This is a genomic window from Streptomyces sp. NPDC051218 (assembly GCF_044455475.1).
Lineage (GTDB): Bacteria > Actinomycetota > Actinomycetes > Streptomycetales > Streptomycetaceae > Streptomyces.
Genome location: NZ_JBITEU010000001.1, coordinates 318,368 through 337,946 on the forward strand (window position 1 = coordinate 318,368; position 19,579 = coordinate 337,946).

The window sequence follows — 19,579 nt, forward strand, 5'->3', positions numbered from 1 at the left end:
TCTGCGATGCGATCGCCCCCGCCAGGGGCGCGGGGAACTGCGCGAGCAAGCCCCACCGGGGTGAGGACGGCTACGCGCCGTGAAGGGCAGACGATTCGTCCGGCCGACGCGACGCCGTGGCTGGTCGCGCAGTTCCCCGCGCCCCTGACGGGGCGCTCGGCCATCGCATCCCGTTCACCTGACCCGGTTCATCTCCGATGACGTACCGCACCCTGCGGCCCCGCACACGCCGCGCCGGCGCCCGGCAGCCGCGAGGGCGGCAACCGGGGGCTAGGCGGACGGCGATGGACATGGGAGGGTCAGCTCCGCCCGTGCCGGAGGGCCGGGTGCGCACCCGCGGCGACCAGGTCGGAGACCGCGCCCTTCGGGTCGCGGCCCGTCACCAGGGACTCGCCCACCAGCACCGCGTCGGCGCCCGCGTTGGCGAACGCGATGAGGTCGTGCGGGCCGCGCACACCGGACTCGGCGATCTTGACGACGTCGTCCGGCAGCTCGGGCGCGACGCGCTCGAAGGTGGAGCGGTCGACCTTCAGGGTCTTGAGGTCGCGGTTGTTGACACCGATGATCCGCGCGCCCGCGTCCACGGCCCGCTCGGCCTCGTCCTCGTCGTGCACCTCGACGATCGGCGTGAGGCCGATCGAGTGGGCGCGCTCGATGAGCGACTCCAGGGCGGGCTGCTCCAGGGCGGCCACGATCAGCAGGACGAGGTCGGCGCCGTACGCCCGCGCCTCCCACAGCTGGTACGAGGTGACGATGAAGTCCTTGCGCAGCACCGGGATGTCGACCTTGGCGCGGACGGCCTCCAGGTCGGCGAGCGATCCGCCGAAGCGGCGCTCCTCGGTGAGCACGGAGATGACGGCGGCGCCGCCCGCCTCGTAGTCGGCGGCGAGCCCGGCCGGGTCGGCGATCGCGGCGAGCGCACCCTTGGACGGGCTCGAGCGCTTGACCTCGCAGATGACCTTGACGCCGTCGCCGCGCAGTGCGGCGACCCCGTCCTTGGCCGCAGGAGCCTTGGCCGCGCGCTCCTTGAGCTCGTCGAGGCTGACGCGCGCCTGCCGTTCCGCGAGGTCGGCACGGACTCCGTCGATGATCTCGTCGAGCACACTCACGCGAGCGGCCCCCTTCCCTGACGGTGAAGCTGCTGTTTGAACCTCAAGCTGTTCGGCTGCCTCATCAGGCATTTCCGATGGTCACTGCGATGGTATCCGCAGGAGGGCGAAGGCCCCGCATCCGGTTGACGCCAGTCCCACGACCTGGACACCTCATACCCCGGCCACCTGGTCTTTCTCGGCATTCAGGGATGCAGCCATGCCCCGAACGGCAGATTGCGTACGAGGGTGAAAACCGCGACCAGCACCCCGATCCCGTACAGATGTACGGACCCCAACTCGATCCGCAGCCGTCGTCCGCGCGCCGCACGGACCGCCCAGAGGGTCCACAGGAGCGCGAAGACACCGAACCCGACGACGGCGAGGGCATTGGCGCCGAGTGCCGTCGTGAAGTCTCCGTGGACGACGGCGTAGGCGCTGCGCAGTCCGCCGCAGCCGGGGCAGAACACCCCGGTGAGCCGCAGCAACGGGCAGGCGGGGTAGTGGCCGGGCTCGTTCGGGTCGACCGTCCCCACGTAGGCGAAGGCGGCGATCACCGAGCCGAGCACGCCGACGGGCACGGCGAGGCGCCGCAGTGCGGGGCCGACGGGTGGTGCCGCGCTCTCGGGTTCAGCGTTCACCCGACGCATTGTGCCCTTCGGCGGCGGCCCGTGCCCGGCAGGGAAACGCGAAAGGAGGCCGCCCCGGCACCTGCCGGGACCGCCTCCCACGTACGTCGGTGAAGCTCAGCCCTCGGAGTGCGCGAGCTGTCCCTGCGGCTGCGACTGCCGGGGCTTCGCGCCGAGGCCCGCGGCACGCATGGCCATGCCCACGACGCCGCCGACGGCGATGATGACCATGCCGGCCCAGAAGCCCAGCGGGTTGGCCAACACCATGAAGGCACCCGATACGCAGAAACCGATGAAGGCGATGGTGACACCGGTCCAGGCGGCCGGGGTGTGTCCGTGGCTGCTGCCCGCCATGACTTGCTCCTCGTTGCTGTATGCGTGGTGGTGATGCGTGGGGTGAGCGAGACGCTCACCGCTCCATTGTCCCGTACGCGGGCAGGTGCCCTGAGCGCGGGGTCATGCCTCGCGCGTCGGGTCCTCGCCGCGGTCGAGGGCCTTCCAGAGGTCCTCGGGCCGGTCCGGGTCGACCTTCGGCGGCGCCTTGCGGGGGCGGGGTGCGCCGTCGCGTTCGTAGCGTCCGGACATCGCGGGCCAGGACCTGCCGTACGTCAGGGCGAGGAGACCGGCGAGCAGGATCAGCGCGCCCGCGGCCGCTGCGGCGTACGGCCAGGCCGTGTGGCTGAGATCACCGATCGTGGCGGCGGTGTCGCCGGAGGCCTCGGCGGCCTTCTCGTCGAGGGCGCCGCTGTCGTTCGCGGCGAGGAGGGCGGCGGCCACCGTGCCCGCGCCGCTCAGCGCGAGCAGCAGCGAGACGAGCATCCGCCCGGCCTTGCGGACGGCGAAGACGGCGACGAGCGCGGCAAGACCCACTATCGCGAGGGCCGCGGGCACGCCCGTGACGTCGCTGCCCGTGGCGCTCAGCGGCAGTTCGCCGCCCGCGACCGAAGCGGTGCCCTTCGCCCAGGTCTGGCGGGAGGCGAGCAGTGCGAGGGCAGCGCCGACCGCGCCGAACAGCAGAGCGACGGCGATGCTGCGCCGGCCGCTGCGCTGGGCCCGGGTCTCGGGCTCGGCGTCGGCCTCGGCGGCGTCGGCGGCCTGGGTGCGGGGCGGAGGTACGGCAGAAGTCACCCGTCCACTATCCCTCACGTCCATCGGGGCGCCGCAGCCGGTTCGCCGTGTGGATGGCCCGCAGGACCGCCGCCGCCTTGTTGCGGCACTCGGTGTCCTCGGCGACCGGGTCGGAGTCGGCGACGACGCCCGCTCCGGCCTGCACGTATGCCGTGCCCTCGCGCAGGAGCGCGGTGCGGATGGCGATGGCGGTGTCGGAGTCGCCGGCGAAGTCGAGATATCCGACACAGCCGCCGTACAGGCCGCGCCGGGAGGGCTCCAGCTCGTCGATGATCTGCATCGCGCGCGGCTTGGGGGCGCCGGAGAGGGTGCCGGCGGGGAAGCAGGCGGTGAGGACGTCGAAGGCGCTGCGGCCTTCGGCGACCTGGCCGGTGACCGTCGACACGATGTGCATGACGTGGGAGTACCGCTCGATGGACATGAAGTCGACGACCTCGACCGAGCCGGGCTCGCAGACGCGCCCCAGGTCGTTGCGGCCCAGGTCGACGAGCATCAGGTGCTCGGCACGCTCCTTGGGGTCGGCGAGCAGCTCGTCGGCGAGGCCCTGGTCCTCCTGCGGGGTGGCGCCGCGCGGCCGGGTGCCGGCGATGGGGTGCACCATGGCGCGTCCGTCCTCGACCTTGACGAGGGCCTCGGGCGACGAGCCGACGACGTCGAAGCCGTCGAAGCGGAAGAGGTACATGTACGGCGAGGGGTTGGTGGCCCGCAGCACGCGGTAGACGTCCAACGCGCTTGCGTCACAAGGGGTTTCGAAGCGCTGCGAGGGCACGACCTGGAAGGCCTCGCCCGCGCGGATGCGTTCCTTGATGTCCTCGACGGCTTCTTGGTACTGCTCGCCGCCCCACAGCGCGGTGTATTCGGGCAGCTCGGAGGGCGGCAGGGCGGCCGGGGGCTGGGAGACGGCCCGGGAGAGGTCGGCCTCCATGGCGTCGAGGCGGGCCACGGCGTCGGCGTACGCCTCGTCGACGCCCGTCTGCAGGTCGTTGTGGTTGATCGCGTTGGCGATCAGGAGCACGGATCCGTCCCAGTGGTCGAGGACGGCGAGGTCGCTGGTGAGCAGCATCGTCAGCTCGGGCAGCTTGAGGTCGTCCCGCTCGCCGGGTCCGATCTTCTCCAGGCGCCGCACGATGTCGTAGCCGAGGTAGCCGACCATCCCGCCGGTGAACGGCGGCATCCCGGAGGCGAGGTCGCGCGGGGTGTGCAGGGCCTCGACGGTGGCGCGCAGGGCGTCGAGGGGGTCACCGGAGGTGGGGACGCCGACGGGTGGGGTGCCCAGCCAGTGGGCCGCTCCGTCGCGGGTGGTGAGGGTGGCGGCGCTGCGGACGCCGACGAAGGAGTAGCGGGACCACGAGAACGCAGCCCGGCCGTTCTCCGCGGACTCCAGGAGGAACGTGCCGGGCCGCTCGGCGGCGAGCTTGCGGTAGAGCCCGACCGGAGTGTCGCCGTCCGCGAGGAGCCTGCGGCTGACGGGGATCACTCGGCGGTCGCTCGCGAGCTTGCGGAAGGTCTCGAGATCCATGGGAGGAGCTTACGGCCGTGCGGGTGGCGGCCGGTGTCGCGGGCCGACGGGCACGGTGCCTGCCACTAGAACGGGAGGATGACCAACCGCCGTATGCTGCCCGCCTTCGCCCTCCTCCTCGCCTCGACCGCGTTCGCGGCGGCCGCCCCCGGGCCCGTCGTGTGGCCCGCCCCCAAGGACGTACCGGAGCGGGTCCGGGCCGCGGGCCTGGAGATGCTCGACTCCGAGGCGATGGACATGCACATCCACACCACCCTGAAGGTGACGTCCGGGGGCAGCCCCGTCACGGTCCCGGCGGACATCGGCATCGACCGCTCGGGGCCGAAGCCCCGCTACAGCCCGCTGCACACGCACGACACCACCGGCACCCTGCATGTGGAGTCGGAGGAGTGGCGGGACTTCACCCTGGGTCAGTTCATGACCGAGTGGGGCGTGAGCGGCGTACGCGAGAAGTGCCGCGCGGATGTCGCCGGGCGCTCCTGGGCCGGTGACCCGTCCCGCATCGTGCTGCGGGACGGCGAGACGATCACGCTTCGGTGCCGGTGAAGGTGACCGGCAGGGAGTCGGCGTCAAAGCACGTGCGGGTGCCGGTGTGGCAGGCGGCGCCGATCTGGTCGACCTGGACCAGGACGGTGTCCGCGTCGCAGTCCAGGGCCACGGACTTCACGTACTGGAAGTGGCCCGACGTGTCGCCCTTGACCCAGTACTCCTGACGGCTGCGCGACCAGTACGTGCAGCGTCCCGTGGTGAGCGTGCGGTGCAGGGCCTCGTCGTCCATCCAGCCCAGCATCAGCACCTCGCCGGTGTCGTACTGCTGGGCGATGGCGGGGACCAGGCCGTCCGTGCCGCGCTTGAGGCGGGCGGCGATCTCTGGGTCCAGGCTGCTGGGCGGGGGCGTGGCGGTCATGGGGCCATTGTGCCGCGCTCCGGGGCCTCGCCGGGCCGCGTCCACTGGGCGGACCCTGTACCGAGTCGTAGGCTGGTGGCATGTCGACCCATGCCAAGCGTGAACGACTTCTCCTCGCCGATCTGTTGGAGGCGGAGGGCCCCGACGCCCCCACTCTCTGCGAGGGCTGGAACACCCGAGATCTCGCGGCCCACGTGGTGGTCCGCGAGCGCCGGGCCGATGCCGCGGGCGGGCTGCTGATCAAGCAGCTGGCCTCGCGCCTGGAGCGTGTGCAGGCGGAGTTCGCCGCGAAGCCGTACGAGGAACTGATCCAGCTGATCAGGACGGGTCCGCCGCGCTTCTCCCCCTTCTCCCTCAAGCAGATCGACGAGGCTTCGAACGCCGTCGAGTTCTATGTCCACACCGAGGACGTGCGCCGTGCCCGGCCCGACTGGACGCCACGCGAGCTCGATCCGGTCTTCTCGGACACCCTGTGGTCACGCCTGGAGCGGATGGCCCGCCTGGTGGGCCGCAAGGCGCCGGTGGGTGTGGTCCTACGCCGCCCGGACGGCCAGACGGCGGTGGCCCATCGCGGCACTCCCGTGGTGACGGTGACGGGAGAGCCGTCCGAACTGGTGATGTTCGCGCACGGCCGGCAGGACGCGGCCAACGTCGAACTGGACGGTGACAAGGACGCGATCGCCCGACTGCACGAGACGAAGCAACTGGGCATCTGATGATCAGGGTCTCGATGGCCGGGGTGTACGTGGACGATGTGGCGAGGGCGCACGCCTTCTACACGGACGTACTGGGCTTCGAGACCCGGCATCACGTGGTGCCGACCGGCGGGACGCCCTTCGTCACGGTCGGGGCGGCGGGCGGCCACGGTGACGTGGAGCTGCTCCTCGAACCGGGCGAGGGCCCCATCGCGGAGCCCTATCACAAGGCCCTGCACGAGGCGGGCATCCCGTGCATCGTGCTCGGGGTGGACGACATCCGCGCGGAACACGAGCGCCTCGTCGGCCTGGGAGTGCGGTTCGCCCACGGCCCCGAGAAACAGGGCCCGGTGATCACCGCGGTCCTTGACGACACGGTGGGAAACCTGGTGCAACTGATGCAACCGAGCGGGTAGCTTCCCCCGCCTCACCGCGGCGAGGGCTGACCCCGGGACCCCGTCAGCCGGGCTTGCGCCTGCGCTCGCGGCAGCGCTCCGGCTCGACGTCCGCCGAGCGCGGCGGTGCGGGTGCTGGAGGAAACGGCGGGGAATCGGGGTGCAGCTCATCCAGGCAAGCGGGTAGCTCCCCCCCCCCCCACCTCACCGCAGCGGACGCTGGGGCCCGGGGCCCGTCAGCCGGGCTTGCGCCTGCACTTGCCGCAGGGCTCCGGCTCGACGCGCGCCGAGCGCGGGGGTGCCACGCTCGCGGCTGCACTGGCCGCGGACACCGGGATCGGTGGCGCGCGGCGGCGCCCATCCCCTGCCCCGAACGGCTGCCCGCAGCCGGGAGGGGCGGCGGCCTTCGGGGCAATGCGGGGCGCCGCGGGCATCCGAGCCCAGGGCCCCCGGCAGTCGAGCCCAAGCGGCTCAGCGAGGTAGTTCCGCTGCTCGGAGGCTTCGGGAGCAGAGGCCGTAGGCGCCGGCCAAGGCGCATGCTGTCGCGCTTGCGGTGAAGACCGGGGCCGTCCCCCACGCCCCTACCGCCACGCCCGTCAGCGGATACGTCAGCGGGGCAACCCCCAGGCTGAAGACGCTGAACGCCGAGGTCACGCGGCCCACGTACGCCGGGGCGGACTCCGTCTGCGCAAGCGCCGCAGTCAACGCTCCTGTCAGGCCGATCAGCAGCCCCACCAGTAGCGCCACCCCCATGGCGGTCCAGAGGCCGGGCACGTACGCGATGGTGCCCACGCCCACCGCTCCGGTCAGGCACGTCAGCGACAGCACGAGGCCGGCCCTCGGCACCCGCCCCCGCACCGTCAGGAACAGCGCCGACACCCCGGCGCCCGTCCCGAACCCGGCGAGCACCAGGCCCATCCCCGACGCGCCCCACCCACGCTCGTCGGCCAGCATGGTGAGCCCGATGTTCAGCGGCCCGACGAACCCCAGGTCCGCCAGGGCGACGACCAGCGTCAGGGGTGCGAGCACGCGGTGCCCGCGGATGTACCGCAGCCCGTCGCCGAGGTCGCCCCACGCGGTCCGCCCGCCCGCGGTGTCGTCGGCCGGCAGCTCCCCCACCCGCAGGGAGATCAGCAGCGGCAGCGACACCGCGAACAGCGCCCCCGCGATGCCGAACGCGGCCGCGGAGCCGCCGAGCGCGACCCCGAGACCCCCCAGCGGGGCGCCCACGACGTGGGCGAGGCGGACCACCAGACCCCGCATCCCCTGCACCCTCGCCAGCTGGCCCCGGCCCGTGATGCGAGCGGGCAGCGCCCCGACGGCGGGCATGAACAGCGCGTCGACCGTCCCGAACACCACCCCGAGCACGGCGAGCAGCCACACCCCGGGGCTCGCCACGACCAGCAGTCCCGCCACCGCGAACACCGCCGCGCACCGCGCCGCGTCGCTGCTGATGACCACCCTGCGCGGGCCGAAGCGGTCGGCGACGACTCCCCCGCCCAGCATCAGCAGCGCACGCGGCACCGCGCTCACGGCCATCACCAGGCCTGCCTGCGCGGGGCCCCCGGACTGGACGGCGGCCCAGGACAGGGCGAGGAAGTAGACGTTGTCGCCGACCGCGGACGCGCTGTACGCACCGAGCCAGCGCAGGACGTTGCCGTCCCGATGCGCGGGCTCCTCGGGGGCAGGAGCCGGAACCGTACGTATGCCGGTGGTGGTCATGGGAGCAGGCCTCTCAGAGCCGGAAAGGGAAGCTGGCCAGGTGTACGGCGACGTTCTCGCGCCCCTCGCTGTCGCCCGCCGCCTCCGCGGCCTTGCCCCGCGCCTCGTACGTCTTGACCAGGGCGTGGATCTCGGCGTTGAGGCGGGTGAGTTCCGCGGGGTTCAGGCGGGCGAGAAAGTCCGACTGGTCGGCCGCCATGCGCCACTCGGCGCCCCACGCGGCCTGCTGGGCGAGGTAGGTCTCGTACTGCTCCTGGCGATACGAGATCAGGCTCCGCACGACGGCCACATGCGTGGCCGCCCCCTCCGGCGAGTCCTTGAAGTCCTCGTGCCGGAAGCTCAGGGTGTCCTGCGCCGCCTGCCACCACCGCTCCCGCGCGTCCTCGCTCTGCACGTCGGCCTCCTGGATGAGGCCGTGCTCGGCGAGCTTGCGCAGGTGGTAGCTGACCAGCGAGACCGCCTCGTCGACCTGGGAGGCGAGCTGGGACGCCGTCGAGGGGCCCGAGACCCGCAGAGCGCCGTAGACCCGCAGGCGCAACGGATGCCCCAGGGCCTTGAGCGTGCCGAGGTCGGTGATCCGGCGGGTCTCGCCCGGCTTCTGCTGATCGCCGTCTGACTTCTGCTGGTCGTCCATGCCTCGACCGTAGATACGAAAGAAAAGTTGCGCAATATAAACTGCGCAACTTTTCTTTCCCATCTGGACAGCGAGAAGCCCCGGCCACCAAACGACCGGGGCTCAACGCACGACGTAGACGGAACCCCTCAGCGAACCGGCTGCCCCGCCCCCCGCAGCGTGTCCTTCACCTCGCCGATCCGCAGATCCCCGAAGTGGAAGACCGACGCGGCGAGCACCGCGTCCGCGCCCGCCTCGATCGCCGGCGGGAAGTGGTCGAGGCGGCCCGCGCCGCCGGACGCGATGACCGGGACGGTGACGTGGCGTCGTACCGCCGCGATCATCTCGATGTCGTAGCCGTCCTTCGTGCCGTCCGCGTCCATCGAGTTGAGCAGGATCTCCCCCGCGCCGAGCTCCGCCGCCCGGTGCGCCCACTCGACGGCGTCGATCCCGGCGGACTCGCGGCCGCCGTGGGTCGTCACCTCGAAGCTCCCGGACGCGGTCCGCCTCGCGTCCACCGACAGGACGAGCACCTGCCGCCCGAACCGCTCCGCGATCTCGCGGATCAGCTCAGGGCGTGCGATGGCGGCCGTGTTCACGCCCACCTTGTCCGCGCCGGCCCGCAGGAGCTTGTCGACGTCCTCGGCGGTACGGACGCCGCCGCCCACCGTGAGGGGGATGAAGACCTGCTCGGCGGTGCGGCGGACCACGTCGTACGTCGTCTCGCGATTGCCCGACGACGCCGTGATGTCCAGGAAGGTGAGTTCGTCGGCGCCCTCGGCGTCGTACACCTTGGCCATCTCGACGGGGTCGCCCGCGTCGCGCAAATTCTGGAAGTTGACGCCCTTGACGACCCGGCCGTTGTCCACGTCCAGGCAGGGGATGACTCGCACGGAGAGCGTCATCGCGCACCCGCCCCGGGCCGGTACGCCTCCACCTCGACCTCGACGACCAGACTCGGGTCGACGAAGCCGGAGACGATGATCATCGAAGCGGCGGGGCGGACGTCGTCGAAGAGCTCCTTGTGGGCCCGGCCGACCTCCTCCACGTCCCGCGCGTGGGTCAGATACATGCGGGTGCGTACGACGTGCTCCCGGCCGAGGCCCAGCTGCTTCAGGGACTCGACGGCGACGTGGAAGGCGTTGGCCGCCTGCTCGTAGGGAGTACCGGCCTCTATGGCGCCGTCCACCACCGACGTGCAGCCCGACACCAGGACGAGCCCGTTCGGCAGCTCGACCGCGCGGGAGTAGCCGATGGCCTCCTCCCACGGACCGCCCGAGCTCACCCTGCGGACGATGTCACTCACGACGCCACCGCCGCGAGGGCCTCTTCGAGCGTGAAGGCCTTCGCGTACAGCGCCTTGCCGACGATCGAGCCCTCGACGCCCAGCGGGACCAGTTCGGCGATCGCACGCAGGTCGTCCAGGGACGAGACGCCGCCCGACGCGACCACCGGACGGTCCGTCGCCGCGCAGACGCCCCGCAGAAGCTCCAGGTTCGGGCCCTGCAGCGTGCCGTCCTTGGCAATGTCGGTGACGACGTAGCGTGCACAGCCCTCGGAGTTGAGGCGCTCCAGGGTCTCGTAGAGGTCGCCGCCGTCGCGGGTCCAGCCACGGCCGCGCAGCGTCGTGCCGCGGACATCGAGACCGACCGCGATCTTGTCGCCGTGCGACGCGATGACCTTGGCGACCCACTCCGGGGTCTCCAGGGCCGCCGTGCCGAGGTTCACGCGGGTGCAGCCGGTGGCGAGCGCTGCCTCCAGGGACGCGTCGTCGCGGATGCCGCCGGACAGCTCGACCTTGATGTCCATGGCGCCCGCGACCTCGGCGATGAGCGCGCGGTTGTCGCCGGTGCCGAACGCGGCGTCCAGGTCGACCAGGTGCAGCCACTCGGCGCCCGACCGCTGCCAGGAGAGGGCGGCCTCCAGCGGGGAGCCGTAGGAGGTCTCCGATCCGGACTCGCCATGGACGAGGCGTACGGCCTGGCCGTCGCGGACGTCGACGGCGGGGAGGAGTTCGAGCTTGCTCACAGAGGTCCCTGACATTCCTAGAGGGTTCCGATCCAGTTGGTGAGGAGCTGGGCGCCGGCGTCGCCGGACTTCTCGGGGTGGAACTGCGTGGCCCACAGCGCGCCGTTCTCGACGGCGGCCACGAAGGGCTCGCCGTGCGTGGTCCAGGCGACCTTGGGCGCACGGAAGGCGGGGTTGCCGACCTCGAAGTCCCAGTGGTGCACGGCGTACGAGTGCACGAAGTAGAAGCGGGACTCGGCGTCGAGACCGGCGAACAGCTGCGAGCCCTCGGGCGCGTCGACCGTGTTCCAGCCCATGTGCGGCACGATGTCCGCCTTCAGCGGCTCGACGGTGCCGGGCCACTCGTCGAGGCCCTCGGCCTCCACGTCGTGCTCGATGCCGCGCGCGAAGAGGATCTGCATGCCCACGCAGATGCCCATCACGGGGCGGCCGCCCGCGAGCCTGCGGCCCACGATCCAGTCGCCGCGCGCCTCCTTGAGCCCCTGCATGCAGGCGGCGAAGGCGCCCACACCGGGGACGAGGAGACCGTCGGCGGCCATGGCCTTGTCGTAGTCACGGGTGATCTCGACGTCCGCACCGGCGCGCGCGAGGGCGCGCTCGGCGGAACGGACGTTCCCGAAGCCGTAGTCGAAGACGACGACCTTCTTGGGAGCGGTCATACGTGGATCAGCTCCCCTCAGTTCCAGTAGTCGAGCCGCATGATCCCCGCGGTGAGGCACATGGCCGCGGCGATGGAGAGCAGCGTGATCAGGCCCTTGGGCATCCCCTGCTTGACGAAGGAGATGATGCCGCCGATCAGGAAGAGGCCGACGACGATGAGGATGGTGGTGAGGCCGGTCATGGCTTTACAGCGCGCCCTTCGTGGAGGGGAGGATCCCGGCGGCGCGCGGGTCGCGCTCCGATGCGTAACGCAGCGCGCGGGCGAGGGCCTTGAACTGGCACTCCACGATGTGGTGGGCGTTGCGGCCGTAGGGCACGTGGACGTGCAGGGCGATCTGGGCCTGCGCGACGAAGGACTCCAGGATGTGCCGGGTCATCGTCGTGTCGTACGTGCCGATCATCGGCGCCATGGTCTCGGGCTCGGTGTGCACGAGGTACGGGCGGCCGCTCAGGTCGACCGTCACCTGGGCGAGGGACTCGTCGAGCGGGACCGTGCAGTTGCCGAAGCGGTAGATGCCGACCTTGTCGCCGAGTGCCTGCTTGAAGGCGGCGCCCAGGGCGAGGGCGGTGTCCTCGATCGTGTGGTGGGTGTCGATGTGCAGGTCGCCCTCGGTCTTGACCGTGAGGTCGAAGAGGCCGTGGCGGCCGAGCTGGTCGAGCATGTGGTCGTAGAAACCGACGCCCGTCGAAACCTCGACCTTGCCGGTGCCGTCGAGATCGATCTCGACGAGGACCGACGTCTCCTTCGTGGTGCGTTCGACCCGTCCAACGCGACTCATGCCAGCTGCTCCTTCTTCAGTTCGCGTACCGCATCGAGGAACGCGTCGTTCTCTTCCGGCGTTCCGGCGCTGACCCGCAGCCGGCCCGGTACTCCGTTGTCCCTGACCAGGACGCCCCGGTCGAGGATGCGCTGCCAGACCGCGTGGGCGCCCCCTTCGCCGTCGAATCGCCCGAACTGGACGAAGTTGGCGTCGGAGTCGGTCACTTCATAGCCGATCGCACGCAGCTCGCTCACCAGCCGGTCGCGCTCCTGCTTCAGCTGCTCGACGTACTTCAGGAGCGTGTCGGTGTGCTCCAGGGCGGCGAGCGCGGTGGCCTGCGTGACGGCCGACAGGTGGTACGGCAGCCGTACGAGCTGTACGGCGTCGACGACCGCCGGGTCGGCGGCGAGGTAGCCGAGGCGCAGTCCCGCCGCTCCGAAGGCCTTGGACATCGTGCGCGAGATGACGAGGTTCGGCCGCCCCGCGAGCAGCGGCAGCAGCGAGCCGCCGTGGCTGAACTCCACGTACGCCTCGTCGACCACGACCATCGAGGGCTTCGCGGACTGCGCGGCTTCGTAGAGCGCGAGGACCGTGTCGGCCGGGACGGCGTTGCCCGTGGGGTTGTTGGGCGTGGTGATGAAGACGACGTCGGGCTGGTTCTCGGCGATGGTCCTCTTCGCCGCTTCGACGTCGATCGTGAAGTCGTCCGTGCGGGGGCCCGAGATCCAGCCGGTGCCGGTGCCGCGCGCGATGAGGCCGTGCATCGAGTACGAGGGCTCGAAGCCGATGGCGGTGCGGCCGGGCCCGCCGAAGGTCTGCAGGAGCTGCTGGATGACTTCGTTCGAGCCGTTGGCCGCCCAGACGTTGGCCAGGGTGACCTCGTGGCCGCCGGTGTCCGTGAGGTAGCGGGCGAGCTCGGTGCGCAGCTCGACCGCGTCGCGGTCGGGGTAGCGGTTGAGGTCGCGTGCCGCCTCGCGGACGCGCTCGGCGATGCGCTCGACGAGCGGCTCGGGCAGCGGGTAGGGGTTCTCGTTCGTGTTCAGGCGTACGGGTACGTCGAGCTGGGGGGCGCCGTAGGGGGACTTGCCGCGCAGTTCGTCGCGTACGGGAAGGTCGTCGATTCGGACGGTCACTTGGTCGGCACCTTCCATCCGAAGCGGGCCTTCACAGCCGCACCGTGCGCCGGCAGGTCCTCGGCCTCGGCGAGCGTCACCACGTGCTGGGCGACGTCGGCGAGCGCGTCGCGGGTGTAGTCGACGATGTGGATGCCGCGCAGGAACGACTGGACGCTGAGCCCCGAGGAGTGGCAGGCGCAGCCGCCGGTGGGCAGGACGTGGTTGGAGCCCGCGCAGTAGTCGCCGAGGGAGACGGGCGCCCAGGGGCCGACGAAGATCGCGCCCGCGTTCTTGACGCGGTCCGCGACGGCGGCGGCGTCCGCGGTCTGGATCTCCAGGTGCTCTGCGCCGTACGCGTCGACGACGCGCAGGCCCTCCTTCAGGCCGTCGACCAGGACGATCGCGGACTGCCTGCCCGCCAGGGCGGGGGCGATCCGGTCCTCGACGTGCTTGGTCGCCGCGACCTGCGGTTCCAGCTCCTTGGCGACCGCGTCGGCCAGGGCCACGGAGTCGGTGACCAGGACGGCGGCGGCGAGCGGGTCGTGCTCGGCCTGGCTGATCAGGTCGGACGCGACGTGCACGGCGTCGGCCGTGTCGTCGGCGAGGACCGCGATCTCGGTCGGGCCCGCTTCGGTGTCGATGCCGATGCGTCCGGTGAAGTAACGCTTGGCGGCGGCGACCCAGATGTTGCCGGGCCCGGTGACCATGTTGGCCGGGGCGCAGGTCTCGGTGCCGTACGCGAACATGGCGACGGCCTGGGCGCCGCCGACCGCGTAGACCTCGTCGATGCCGAGCAGGGCGCAGGCCGCGAGGATCGTCGGGTGCGGAAGGCCGTCAAAGTCGCTCTGTGGCGGGGACGCGAGCGCCATCGACTCGACGCCCGCCTCCTGCGCCGGGATGGCGTTCATGATCACGGAGGAGGGGTAGACCGAGCGGCCGCCGGGCGCGTACAGGCCGACGCGCTCGACCGGCACCCACTTCTCGGTGACCGAGCCGCCGGGGACGACCTGGGTGGTGTGCGGGGCGCGGCGCTGCTCGCGGTGCACGATGCGGGCGCGGCGGATCGACTCCTCGAGCGCCTCGCGCACGAGCGGGTCGAGGCCTTCCAGGGCGTCGGCGATGGCGGCCGCCGGGACGCGGACCTGCTTCAGGCGTACTCCGTCGAACTTCTCCGCGTATTCGATCAGCGCCGCGTCGCCACGATGATGCACGTCCTCGCAGATGGGCCGCACCTTCTCCAGGGCGGCCGCGACGTCGAAGTCGGCACGGGGCAGCAGGGCGCGCAGGGCGGGGCCCTCGGGGAGGGCGTCGCCGCGCAGATCGATTCGGGAGATCACATGGCCAATTCTCTCAGACCCTGATTCCGGTCCGGACGCCGTATCACTGGCTGATATAGATCCCGGGAGACGACGTTCACCACTAGCGTTCAGCCCGTCACCGAGCGGGCATGAAACAGGTGTACGAGACAGAGGCGTATCGCGGTACGGGGAGGACAACAGCAGTGGTCGACGACACCGGCACCGGGGACCCGCCGGACGGACTGACCGCCGCCGAGATCGGCATGTGGCAGGCCTTCCGCAACGGCAGCGTCTATGACCTCCGGTCCGGGGACTCGATGGCGGACGATCCGCACGGCGGCCACCCCTGGGGTCCGGAGCGCAGCGTGCGCGCGCGCATCGTGTGCTGGCTGCTCCTCGACGGGCCGCCCGCGCTCTCCGGCCGGGTCTCCTCGCTGAAGCTCTCGGGTCTGCAGATCACGGACGTACTCGACCTGGCGGGCGGCGAGATCCTGCCCTACGCCGAGCTCAAGCACTGCCGCTTCGAGAAGGAAGTGCTCGTCCCCGAGGCCAAGTTCACCACGCTGCGGCTCGTCAACTGCTCGATCCCGCGCGTGGAGGCGGCCCGCGTGCACACGGAGGGCGACCTGCATCTGCCGCGCTGCCGGATCCACAACGGCATGCGGCTCACGGACGCCCAGATCGGCACCGACCTGCTGATCAACCAGGCCGTGATCTACCGCGACCGGCGCGGCAACTCGATCATGGGCGACGGGCTCTCGGTCGGGCAGGACCTCCAGGCCGAGATGATGGAGTCGCACGGTCAGCTGAGCCTGCGGGGCGCGAAAGTGGGCGTCTCCTTTAGCCTGCGCGGCAGCAAGCTCGCCAATCCGTACGGCCAGCGGGCGCTCAACGCCCCGCAGATGACCGTGGAACGCACGCTGTACATGACGCCCGCCGCACTCGGCGATCCCCCCGTGACCAGCGGCACCACACCCCCGCGCGGCACCCGCATCCAGCGTTTCGAGTGTCAGGGCGGCATCCGGCTCGACGACGGCCGCTTCGGGGACGCCGTCGACCTCGCCCAGGCGCGCTTCACCCTGGAGAACGACCAGGAGGTCTCGCTGCGCCGCGTCCAGACCCCCGAGCTGCGCTTCCTCAGCGAGGCCCCGCAACGCGGCAAGATCATCCTGTCCGGCGCCAAGGTCGTCACGCTCATCGACAAGTCGATCAGCTGGCCGGGCCCCGGCGGCCTCCAGATGGGCGGCTTCAGTTACGAGAGCCTCGTCCCGCAGGGCAGCTTCCCGCTCTCCCGGCGGCTGAGCTGGGTGGCGGCCGCGACCGCCGAGTACAACCCCGAGCCGTACGAGAAGCTGGCCACCGTCCTGCGCAACGGCGGCGAGGACGCCGATGCCCGTGAGGTCCTCCTCGCCAAGCAGCGCAGACGCCGCGAGACCCTGCCGCTCGCGGCGAAGCTCTGGGGCTTCGCCCAGGACTGGACGGTGGCCTACGGCTACCGGCCGGGACGCGCCGCCCTGTGGATGGCGGTGCTCTGGGCGGTGAGCGCGGTGGCCTTCTCGCGCGCCGACCACCCGGCGATCAAGGACGGAGAGCATCCGAACTGGAACCCCGCGCTGTACTCCCTCGATCTGCTGCTGCCGGTCATCAACCTCGGCCAGGACGGCTACTGGCAATTGCGCGGCGGCTGGCAGTGGTTCGCGGCGATCCTGATCCTGCTCGGCTGGGTGCTCGCGACGACGGTCGCTGCGGGGGCGACACGGCTGCTGCGGAGGAACTGAGCGGGCCTCGGGTGGCCGGAGGGGGCAGATATTTTGCCCTTCCTTGACCATGTGTCAGGCAACCGAACGACCGATGCGAAAGCTTCACCGGCCACCCCCTGGCACAGCCCCGACCTGCGGCTTTCAATACCCACACGATGGCATTCCTGCGCGCCCTGATCCGTACCGCCCGCATGGTCAGGCACACCCCGCTCCTCGCCGCCGGTCTGACCCCCGACGACGAGGTGCTCCTCGACGCACCCGACGACCGCCTCGGCCCCGCGCTCGTCGCCGCCGGCCGGGGCGACCACGGCCCTGCCGCCAAGCTGCTCGCCATGACGCGCGAGGGCAACGAGTGGGAGAACCGCGACCGCTACACGACGCGTCTGGCCGCCTTCGCCCGCTCCCGCTCCGAGTGGTTCGACGACTGGCGGGCGGCGGCCCCGCACGACCCGGACGTGCTGCTCGTCAAGGCCGAGCTCGCGGTCGTCCGCGGCTGGGAGTCGCCCGCCAGGGCCGAGCTGCTGCGCGAGACGGCGCCCCTGATCACCGCGGCCGCCGAGGCCGACCCGCGCGATCCCGTGCCGTGGCGGATCGCCCTGGACCACGCCCGCGGCACCCACGCCCCGCAGTCGGTCTTCGACGCGCTCCGGGCCGAGGCGGTGCACCGCTCCTCGCACCACTACGGCTGCCACGCCTCGGCCCTCCAGTACCTCTCGGCCGCCTGGTACGGCTCGCACCGCCAGTGCTTCGACTTCGCCGAGCGTGCCGCGCGGGACGCACTGCCGGGATCGCTGATCCAGGCGCTGCCCGCGCGCGCCGCGTTCGCCTATCTCACCAGCGCTTCGGGGAGTGTGCCGCGGGAGCGCCTGGACGCCGCGGCCGACCTCGGGATCGCCGTCTCTCAGGAGTACGAGGCCGGGGACCTCTGGCCCGCGGAGGTCCGCAACGTCCTCGCGTTCGTCCTCGTACGGCTCGAGCGGTGGAGCGACGCCCTCGAACAGCTGCGCCTCATCGGGCCCTATGCGACGTCCTTCCCCTGGGACCGCATGGCCGACGATCCGCTCGGCCAGTTCCTGGAACTGCGCGACGGCATACGCATCGAGGTGGCCTCCGGGACCCCGCTGCGCACCGGCGGCGGACGTACGGGCTCCGGCGACCATTAGGCTTTCGGCTCGTGACCACCGTCCGGCTTCCGCTCTTCCCGCTCAACTCGGTGCTGTTCCCGGGGCTCGTGCTCCCGCTGAACGTGTTCGAGGAGCGTTATCGCGCCATGATGCGCGACCTGCTCAAGACCCCCGACGAGGAGCCGCGCCTCTTCGCGGTCGTCGCGATCCGCGACGGGCTCGAGGTCGCGCCGAGCGCCCCGGGCCTCCCGGACCCCACGTCGCAGCCCGAGCAGGGCCCGACCGCCGGCTTCGGCGACGACCCGCTCAAGGCCTTCCATGCGGTGGGCTGCATCGCGGACGCGGCGACGATCAGGGAGCGCGCCGACGGCGGCTTCGAGGTCCTCGCCACCGGTACCTCACGGGTGCGCCTGCACTCGGTCGACGCGTCGGGCGCGTTCTTGACCGCGGAGGTCGAGGAGCTGCCGGAGGAACCCGGCGAGGAGGCGGGCGCGCTCGCCGAGGGGGTCCTGCGGGCCTTTCGCTCCTACCAGAAGCGGCTCGCCGGGGCGCGCGAGCGGTCCCTGTCCACGGGCGCCGAGCTGCCGGACGACCCGTCCGTGGTGTCGTATCTGGTCGCGGCGGCCGCCGTCCTGGACACCCCCACCAAGCAGCGGCTCCTGGAGGCGCCGGACACGGCATCGCGCCTGCACGACGAACTGAAAGTCCTTCGCGCCGAGACCGCGATCATCCGTAATCTGCCGTCGTTGCCCGCGACGGACCTCACGCGCGGCACCACGAGCCTCAACTGACACGAGCCGCAACTGACGTAAGGCGCGAGCGCTTTGGCGAAGAAGCAGAAGAAGCAGCAGTCGGGCGCGGGCGGCACCCCGGCGACGGTGGCCCTCACCGCTGCGGGCGCCCCCTACACGGTCCACGCCTACGAACACGACCCCGCGCACCCCTCGTACGGCGAAGAGGCCGCCCAGGCCATGGGCGTCTCCCCCGACCGGGTCTTCAAGACCCTGGTCGCGGACATCGACGGCGAGCTGACGGTGGCCGTGGTCCCCGTGGCGGGCACCCTGGACCTCAAGGCCCTGGCCACGGCGGTCTCCGGCAAGCGCGCGGTGATGGCGGACCCCGCTGCCGCGGAACGCACCACCGGGTACGTGCGCGGTGGCATCTCGCCGCTCGGCCAGCGCAAGAAGCTCCGCACGGTTCTCGACGACTCGGCGTCGGGGCACGCCACGATCTGCGTCTCGGCGGGCCGCAGGGGCCTGGAAGTGGAACTGGCCCCCGGCGACCTGGCGCGGCTCACGGGCGCGGTATTGGCCCCGATCGGGCGTGAATAGGGCCTCGACGGGGGCCGCGGGCTCGACTAGTACCACTCTCATGTCGAAGAAGACGCGCAAGAGGAAGTGGCGGGTCCGCAAAGGCAAGGCGAATCACGGCAGGCGTCCTGCCTGAGCTCTCTCAGGCAGGGTTGCCGTCGGTGCGCCCTGGGTCGTCGCCGTACGCCATGGGGTACGGCTCAGGGTCGCGCGGCCCGAAGAGGCCCGTGAGCCCCAGGTGCACGAGCAGCGCGGCGACGGGCCAGGCGAGCAGCGCGCCCTTGGCCTTGAGCTCCATGGGGGCGTCGAAGGCGACGCCCTTGCCCACCGACTTCGCGTGCGCGACGACATCCGTCTCGGGCCCCAGGAAGATGCCGAGGCGCCAGGCGATCACGGCCCCCAGCAGGCTCCCGGCCGTCAGCCCGACGACCAGCGGAATGCCGCCCCGCCTGCGCAGCAGGAACACCACGGCGCCGCTCACCGCACCGAACGCGAGTGCGAGCAGAGTGAACGTTCCGTCGACCCCGATCGCCTGCTCGCCCTCGGTGTCCTTGAGGAACACCGCCTCGCTGTCCGCGATCAACGGGACGCGGGGGGCGAGCCACAGCCACAGCAGCCCGAGCAGGACGCCGCACACCGCCAGCGCGACCGCGATCACGGCGGCCTGCCGCACTTCGGTCTTCATATCAGGACCGTCCTCCTCGTACGCCGAGGAGGGAACGGCTCCCGACGGCTGAGCGGCTTGCTGCCAGGGGTCGTGCGGGGGCTGGTCGTGGGGCGGCTGGGAGGGCGTCAGCGGTGCAGTCACCCACACATGGTGCCAGTAC

The 19,579-nt window shown here is 71.7% G+C and carries 25 protein-coding genes; 7 read left to right on the top strand and 18 right to left on the bottom strand.

What is annotated here, in order from left to right; all coding sequences use genetic code 11:
* Window positions 1-70: 70 nt before the first annotated feature.
* From trpM to ACIBCK_RS01500, 6 genes are all read right to left on the bottom strand, one after another.
* Window positions 71-292 (bottom strand): tryptophan biosynthesis modulator TrpM, encoded by a 222-nt coding sequence (trpM, locus tag ACIBCK_RS01475; RefSeq protein WP_399386060.1) that lies wholly within the window; start codon window positions 290-292, stop codon window positions 71-73.
* A 7-nt stretch (window positions 293-299) separates the two neighbouring features.
* The gene (gene trpC / locus ACIBCK_RS01480) at window positions 300-1,109 is read right to left on the bottom strand and encodes an indole-3-glycerol phosphate synthase TrpC (protein WP_367040889.1); all 810 of its coding nucleotides are present in this window, start codon (window positions 1,107-1,109) and stop codon (window positions 300-302) included.
* A 185-nt stretch (window positions 1,110-1,294) separates the two neighbouring features.
* Window positions 1,295-1,738: a DUF2752 domain-containing protein gene (locus ACIBCK_RS01485; protein WP_399386061.1), complete on the bottom strand. Its 444-nt coding sequence runs from the start codon at window positions 1,736-1,738 to the stop codon at window positions 1,295-1,297.
* A 96-nt stretch (window positions 1,739-1,834) separates the two neighbouring features.
* A complete protein-coding gene (locus ACIBCK_RS01490) occupies window positions 1,835-2,071 on the bottom strand; it encodes an HGxxPAAW family protein (RefSeq protein WP_399386062.1) in 237 nt (78 codons plus the stop codon).
* 102 nt (window positions 2,072-2,173) lie between these two features.
* Complete coding sequence (locus tag ACIBCK_RS01495; protein ID WP_399386063.1) at window positions 2,174-2,869, bottom strand: TIGR02234 family membrane protein; 696 nt, start codon at window positions 2,867-2,869, stop codon at window positions 2,174-2,176.
* Entirely contained in the window at window positions 2,853-4,364 is a 1,512-nt protein-coding gene (locus tag ACIBCK_RS01500) for an anthranilate synthase component I (protein WP_399386064.1), read from the bottom strand. The genes ACIBCK_RS01495 and ACIBCK_RS01500 overlap by 17 nt, the downstream gene beginning before the upstream one ends.
* Before the next feature lie 78 nt (window positions 4,365-4,442).
* Between ACIBCK_RS01500 and ACIBCK_RS01505 the strand changes: the two genes are divergently transcribed.
* Complete coding sequence (locus ACIBCK_RS01505) at window positions 4,443-4,910, top strand: hypothetical protein (RefSeq protein ID WP_367040897.1); 468 nt, start codon at window positions 4,443-4,445, stop codon at window positions 4,908-4,910.
* On the opposite strand, the gene hisI is transcribed toward ACIBCK_RS01505, so the two are convergent.
* Entirely contained in the window at window positions 4,891-5,271 is a 381-nt protein-coding gene (hisI, locus tag ACIBCK_RS01510; RefSeq protein WP_399386065.1) for a phosphoribosyl-AMP cyclohydrolase, read from the bottom strand. The genes ACIBCK_RS01505 and hisI overlap by 20 nt on opposite strands.
* A gap of 80 nt (window positions 5,272-5,351) precedes the next feature.
* Here hisI and ACIBCK_RS01515 point away from each other — a divergent pair, with 80 nt between their 5' ends.
* On the top strand, window positions 5,352-5,987 hold the full coding sequence (locus tag ACIBCK_RS01515) for a TIGR03085 family metal-binding protein (RefSeq protein ID WP_399386066.1): 636 nt from the start codon (window positions 5,352-5,354) through the stop codon (window positions 5,985-5,987).
* On the top strand, window positions 5,987-6,382 hold the full coding sequence (locus ACIBCK_RS01520; RefSeq protein ID WP_399386067.1) for a VOC family protein: 396 nt from the start codon (window positions 5,987-5,989) through the stop codon (window positions 6,380-6,382). The genes ACIBCK_RS01515 and ACIBCK_RS01520 overlap by 1 nt, the downstream gene beginning before the upstream one ends.
* A gap of 450 nt (window positions 6,383-6,832) precedes the next feature.
* Here the strand turns inward: ACIBCK_RS01520 and ACIBCK_RS01525 are convergent, their stop codons facing one another.
* The 10 genes from ACIBCK_RS01525 to hisD all read right to left on the bottom strand — a co-directional run bounded on the left by ACIBCK_RS01525 (window position 6,833) and on the right by hisD (window position 14,597).
* The gene (locus ACIBCK_RS01525; protein ID WP_399386068.1) at window positions 6,833-8,083 is read right to left on the bottom strand and encodes an MFS transporter; all 1,251 of its coding nucleotides are present in this window, start codon (window positions 8,081-8,083) and stop codon (window positions 6,833-6,835) included.
* A 13-nt stretch (window positions 8,084-8,096) separates the two neighbouring features.
* Window positions 8,097-8,717 carry an ArsR/SmtB family transcription factor gene (locus ACIBCK_RS01530; RefSeq protein ID WP_399386069.1) on the bottom strand — a complete coding sequence of 207 codons (621 nt, stop codon included), beginning with the start codon at window positions 8,715-8,717 and terminating at the stop codon, window positions 8,097-8,099.
* 128 nt (window positions 8,718-8,845) lie between these two features.
* Window positions 8,846-9,601, bottom strand: a complete 756-nt coding sequence (gene hisF / locus ACIBCK_RS01535; RefSeq protein ID WP_399386070.1) for an imidazole glycerol phosphate synthase subunit HisF — start codon at window positions 9,599-9,601, stop codon at window positions 8,846-8,848.
* The gene (locus ACIBCK_RS01540) at window positions 9,598-10,002 is read right to left on the bottom strand and encodes a RidA family protein (protein ID WP_399386071.1); all 405 of its coding nucleotides are present in this window, start codon (window positions 10,000-10,002) and stop codon (window positions 9,598-9,600) included. The genes hisF and ACIBCK_RS01540 overlap by 4 nt, the downstream gene beginning before the upstream one ends.
* Window positions 9,999-10,724, bottom strand: a complete 726-nt coding sequence (priA, locus tag ACIBCK_RS01545; RefSeq protein WP_360763937.1) for a bifunctional 1-(5-phosphoribosyl)-5-((5-phosphoribosylamino)methylideneamino)imidazole-4-carboxamide isomerase/phosphoribosylanthranilate isomerase PriA — start codon at window positions 10,722-10,724, stop codon at window positions 9,999-10,001. Before priA ends, ACIBCK_RS01540 begins: the two co-directional genes overlap by 4 nt.
* 17 nt (window positions 10,725-10,741) lie before the next feature.
* A complete protein-coding gene (gene hisH / locus ACIBCK_RS01550) occupies window positions 10,742-11,383 on the bottom strand; it encodes an imidazole glycerol phosphate synthase subunit HisH (RefSeq protein WP_399386072.1) in 642 nt (213 codons plus the stop codon).
* A gap of 17 nt (window positions 11,384-11,400) precedes the next feature.
* A complete protein-coding gene (locus ACIBCK_RS01555; protein ID WP_365822656.1) occupies window positions 11,401-11,565 on the bottom strand; it encodes a hypothetical protein in 165 nt (54 codons plus the stop codon).
* A gap of 4 nt (window positions 11,566-11,569) precedes the next feature.
* The gene (hisB, locus tag ACIBCK_RS01560; RefSeq protein WP_135330188.1) at window positions 11,570-12,163 is read right to left on the bottom strand and encodes an imidazoleglycerol-phosphate dehydratase HisB; all 594 of its coding nucleotides are present in this window, start codon (window positions 12,161-12,163) and stop codon (window positions 11,570-11,572) included.
* Complete coding sequence (locus ACIBCK_RS01565; RefSeq protein WP_399386073.1) at window positions 12,160-13,278, bottom strand: histidinol-phosphate transaminase; 1,119 nt, start codon at window positions 13,276-13,278, stop codon at window positions 12,160-12,162. Before ACIBCK_RS01565 ends, hisB begins: the two co-directional genes overlap by 4 nt.
* Window positions 13,275-14,597, bottom strand: coding sequence for a histidinol dehydrogenase (hisD, locus tag ACIBCK_RS01570; RefSeq protein WP_399386074.1), 1,323 nt, complete (start codon window positions 14,595-14,597; stop codon window positions 13,275-13,277). The genes ACIBCK_RS01565 and hisD overlap by 4 nt, the downstream gene beginning before the upstream one ends.
* A 224-nt stretch (window positions 14,598-14,821) precedes the next feature.
* On the opposite strand from hisD, the gene ACIBCK_RS01575 reads away from it, so the two are divergent.
* The 4 genes from ACIBCK_RS01575 to ybaK all read left to right on the top strand — a co-directional run bounded on the left by ACIBCK_RS01575 (window position 14,822) and on the right by ybaK (window position 18,773).
* Window positions 14,822-16,336, top strand: a complete 1,515-nt coding sequence (locus ACIBCK_RS01575) for an oxidoreductase (protein WP_399387181.1) — start codon at window positions 14,822-14,824, stop codon at window positions 16,334-16,336.
* Between the two features lie 137 nt (window positions 16,337-16,473).
* The gene (locus ACIBCK_RS01580; RefSeq protein ID WP_399386075.1) at window positions 16,474-17,481 is read left to right on the top strand and encodes a hypothetical protein; all 1,008 of its coding nucleotides are present in this window, start codon (window positions 16,474-16,476) and stop codon (window positions 17,479-17,481) included.
* Between the two features lie 11 nt (window positions 17,482-17,492).
* Entirely contained in the window at window positions 17,493-18,233 is a 741-nt protein-coding gene (locus tag ACIBCK_RS01585; RefSeq protein ID WP_399386076.1) for an LON peptidase substrate-binding domain-containing protein, read from the top strand.
* Between the two features lie 33 nt (window positions 18,234-18,266).
* On the top strand, window positions 18,267-18,773 hold the full coding sequence (ybaK, locus tag ACIBCK_RS01590) for a Cys-tRNA(Pro) deacylase (RefSeq protein ID WP_399386077.1): 507 nt from the start codon (window positions 18,267-18,269) through the stop codon (window positions 18,771-18,773).
* 121 nt (window positions 18,774-18,894) lie between these two features.
* Here the strand turns inward: ybaK and ACIBCK_RS01595 are convergent, their stop codons facing one another.
* Entirely contained in the window at window positions 18,895-19,560 is a 666-nt protein-coding gene (locus ACIBCK_RS01595; RefSeq protein WP_399386078.1) for a DUF2567 domain-containing protein, read from the bottom strand.
* Window positions 19,561-19,579 lie beyond the last annotated feature (19 nt).

What these genes read in the sequence shown, in the direction of transcription:
- ACIBCK_RS01530 (WP_399386069.1), bottom strand. Translation starts at nt 8,717, where the DNA reads ATGGACGACCAGCAGAAGTCAGACGGCGATCAGCAGAAGCCGGGCGAG.
- trpM (WP_399386060.1), bottom strand. Translation starts at nt 292, where the DNA reads ATGTCCATCGCCGTCCGCCTAGCCCCCGGTTGCCGCCCTCGCGGCTGC.
- ACIBCK_RS01555 (WP_365822656.1), bottom strand. Translation starts at nt 11,565, where the DNA reads ATGACCGGCCTCACCACCATCCTCATCGTCGTCGGCCTCTTCCTGATC.
- hisB (WP_135330188.1), bottom strand. Translation starts at nt 12,163, where the DNA reads ATGAGTCGCGTTGGACGGGTCGAACGCACCACGAAGGAGACGTCGGTC.
- ACIBCK_RS01495 (WP_399386063.1), bottom strand. Translation starts at nt 2,869, where the DNA reads ATGGACGTGAGGGATAGTGGACGGGTGACTTCTGCCGTACCTCCGCCC.
- ACIBCK_RS01580 (WP_399386075.1), top strand. Translation starts at nt 16,474, where the DNA reads ATGGCATTCCTGCGCGCCCTGATCCGTACCGCCCGCATGGTCAGGCAC.
- ACIBCK_RS01505 (WP_367040897.1), top strand. Translation starts at nt 4,443, where the DNA reads ATGACCAACCGCCGTATGCTGCCCGCCTTCGCCCTCCTCCTCGCCTCG.
- ACIBCK_RS01485 (WP_399386061.1), bottom strand. Translation starts at nt 1,738, where the DNA reads ATGCGTCGGGTGAACGCTGAACCCGAGAGCGCGGCACCACCCGTCGGC.
- ACIBCK_RS01575 (WP_399387181.1), top strand. Translation starts at nt 14,822, where the DNA reads ATGTGGCAGGCCTTCCGCAACGGCAGCGTCTATGACCTCCGGTCCGGG.
- ACIBCK_RS01515 (WP_399386066.1), top strand. Translation starts at nt 5,352, where the DNA reads ATGTCGACCCATGCCAAGCGTGAACGACTTCTCCTCGCCGATCTGTTG.
- ACIBCK_RS01525 (WP_399386068.1), bottom strand. Translation starts at nt 8,083, where the DNA reads ATGACCACCACCGGCATACGTACGGTTCCGGCTCCTGCCCCCGAGGAG.
- hisF (WP_399386070.1), bottom strand. Translation starts at nt 9,601, where the DNA reads ATGACGCTCTCCGTGCGAGTCATCCCCTGCCTGGACGTGGACAACGGC.
- ACIBCK_RS01500 (WP_399386064.1), bottom strand. Translation starts at nt 4,364, where the DNA reads ATGGATCTCGAGACCTTCCGCAAGCTCGCGAGCGACCGCCGAGTGATC.
- hisH (WP_399386072.1), bottom strand. Translation starts at nt 11,383, where the DNA reads ATGACCGCTCCCAAGAAGGTCGTCGTCTTCGACTACGGCTTCGGGAAC.
- hisI (WP_399386065.1), bottom strand. Translation starts at nt 5,271, where the DNA reads ATGACCGCCACGCCCCCGCCCAGCAGCCTGGACCCAGAGATCGCCGCC.
- ACIBCK_RS01520 (WP_399386067.1), top strand. Translation starts at nt 5,987, where the DNA reads ATGATCAGGGTCTCGATGGCCGGGGTGTACGTGGACGATGTGGCGAGG.
- ACIBCK_RS01490 (WP_399386062.1), bottom strand. Translation starts at nt 2,071, where the DNA reads ATGGCGGGCAGCAGCCACGGACACACCCCGGCCGCCTGGACCGGTGTC.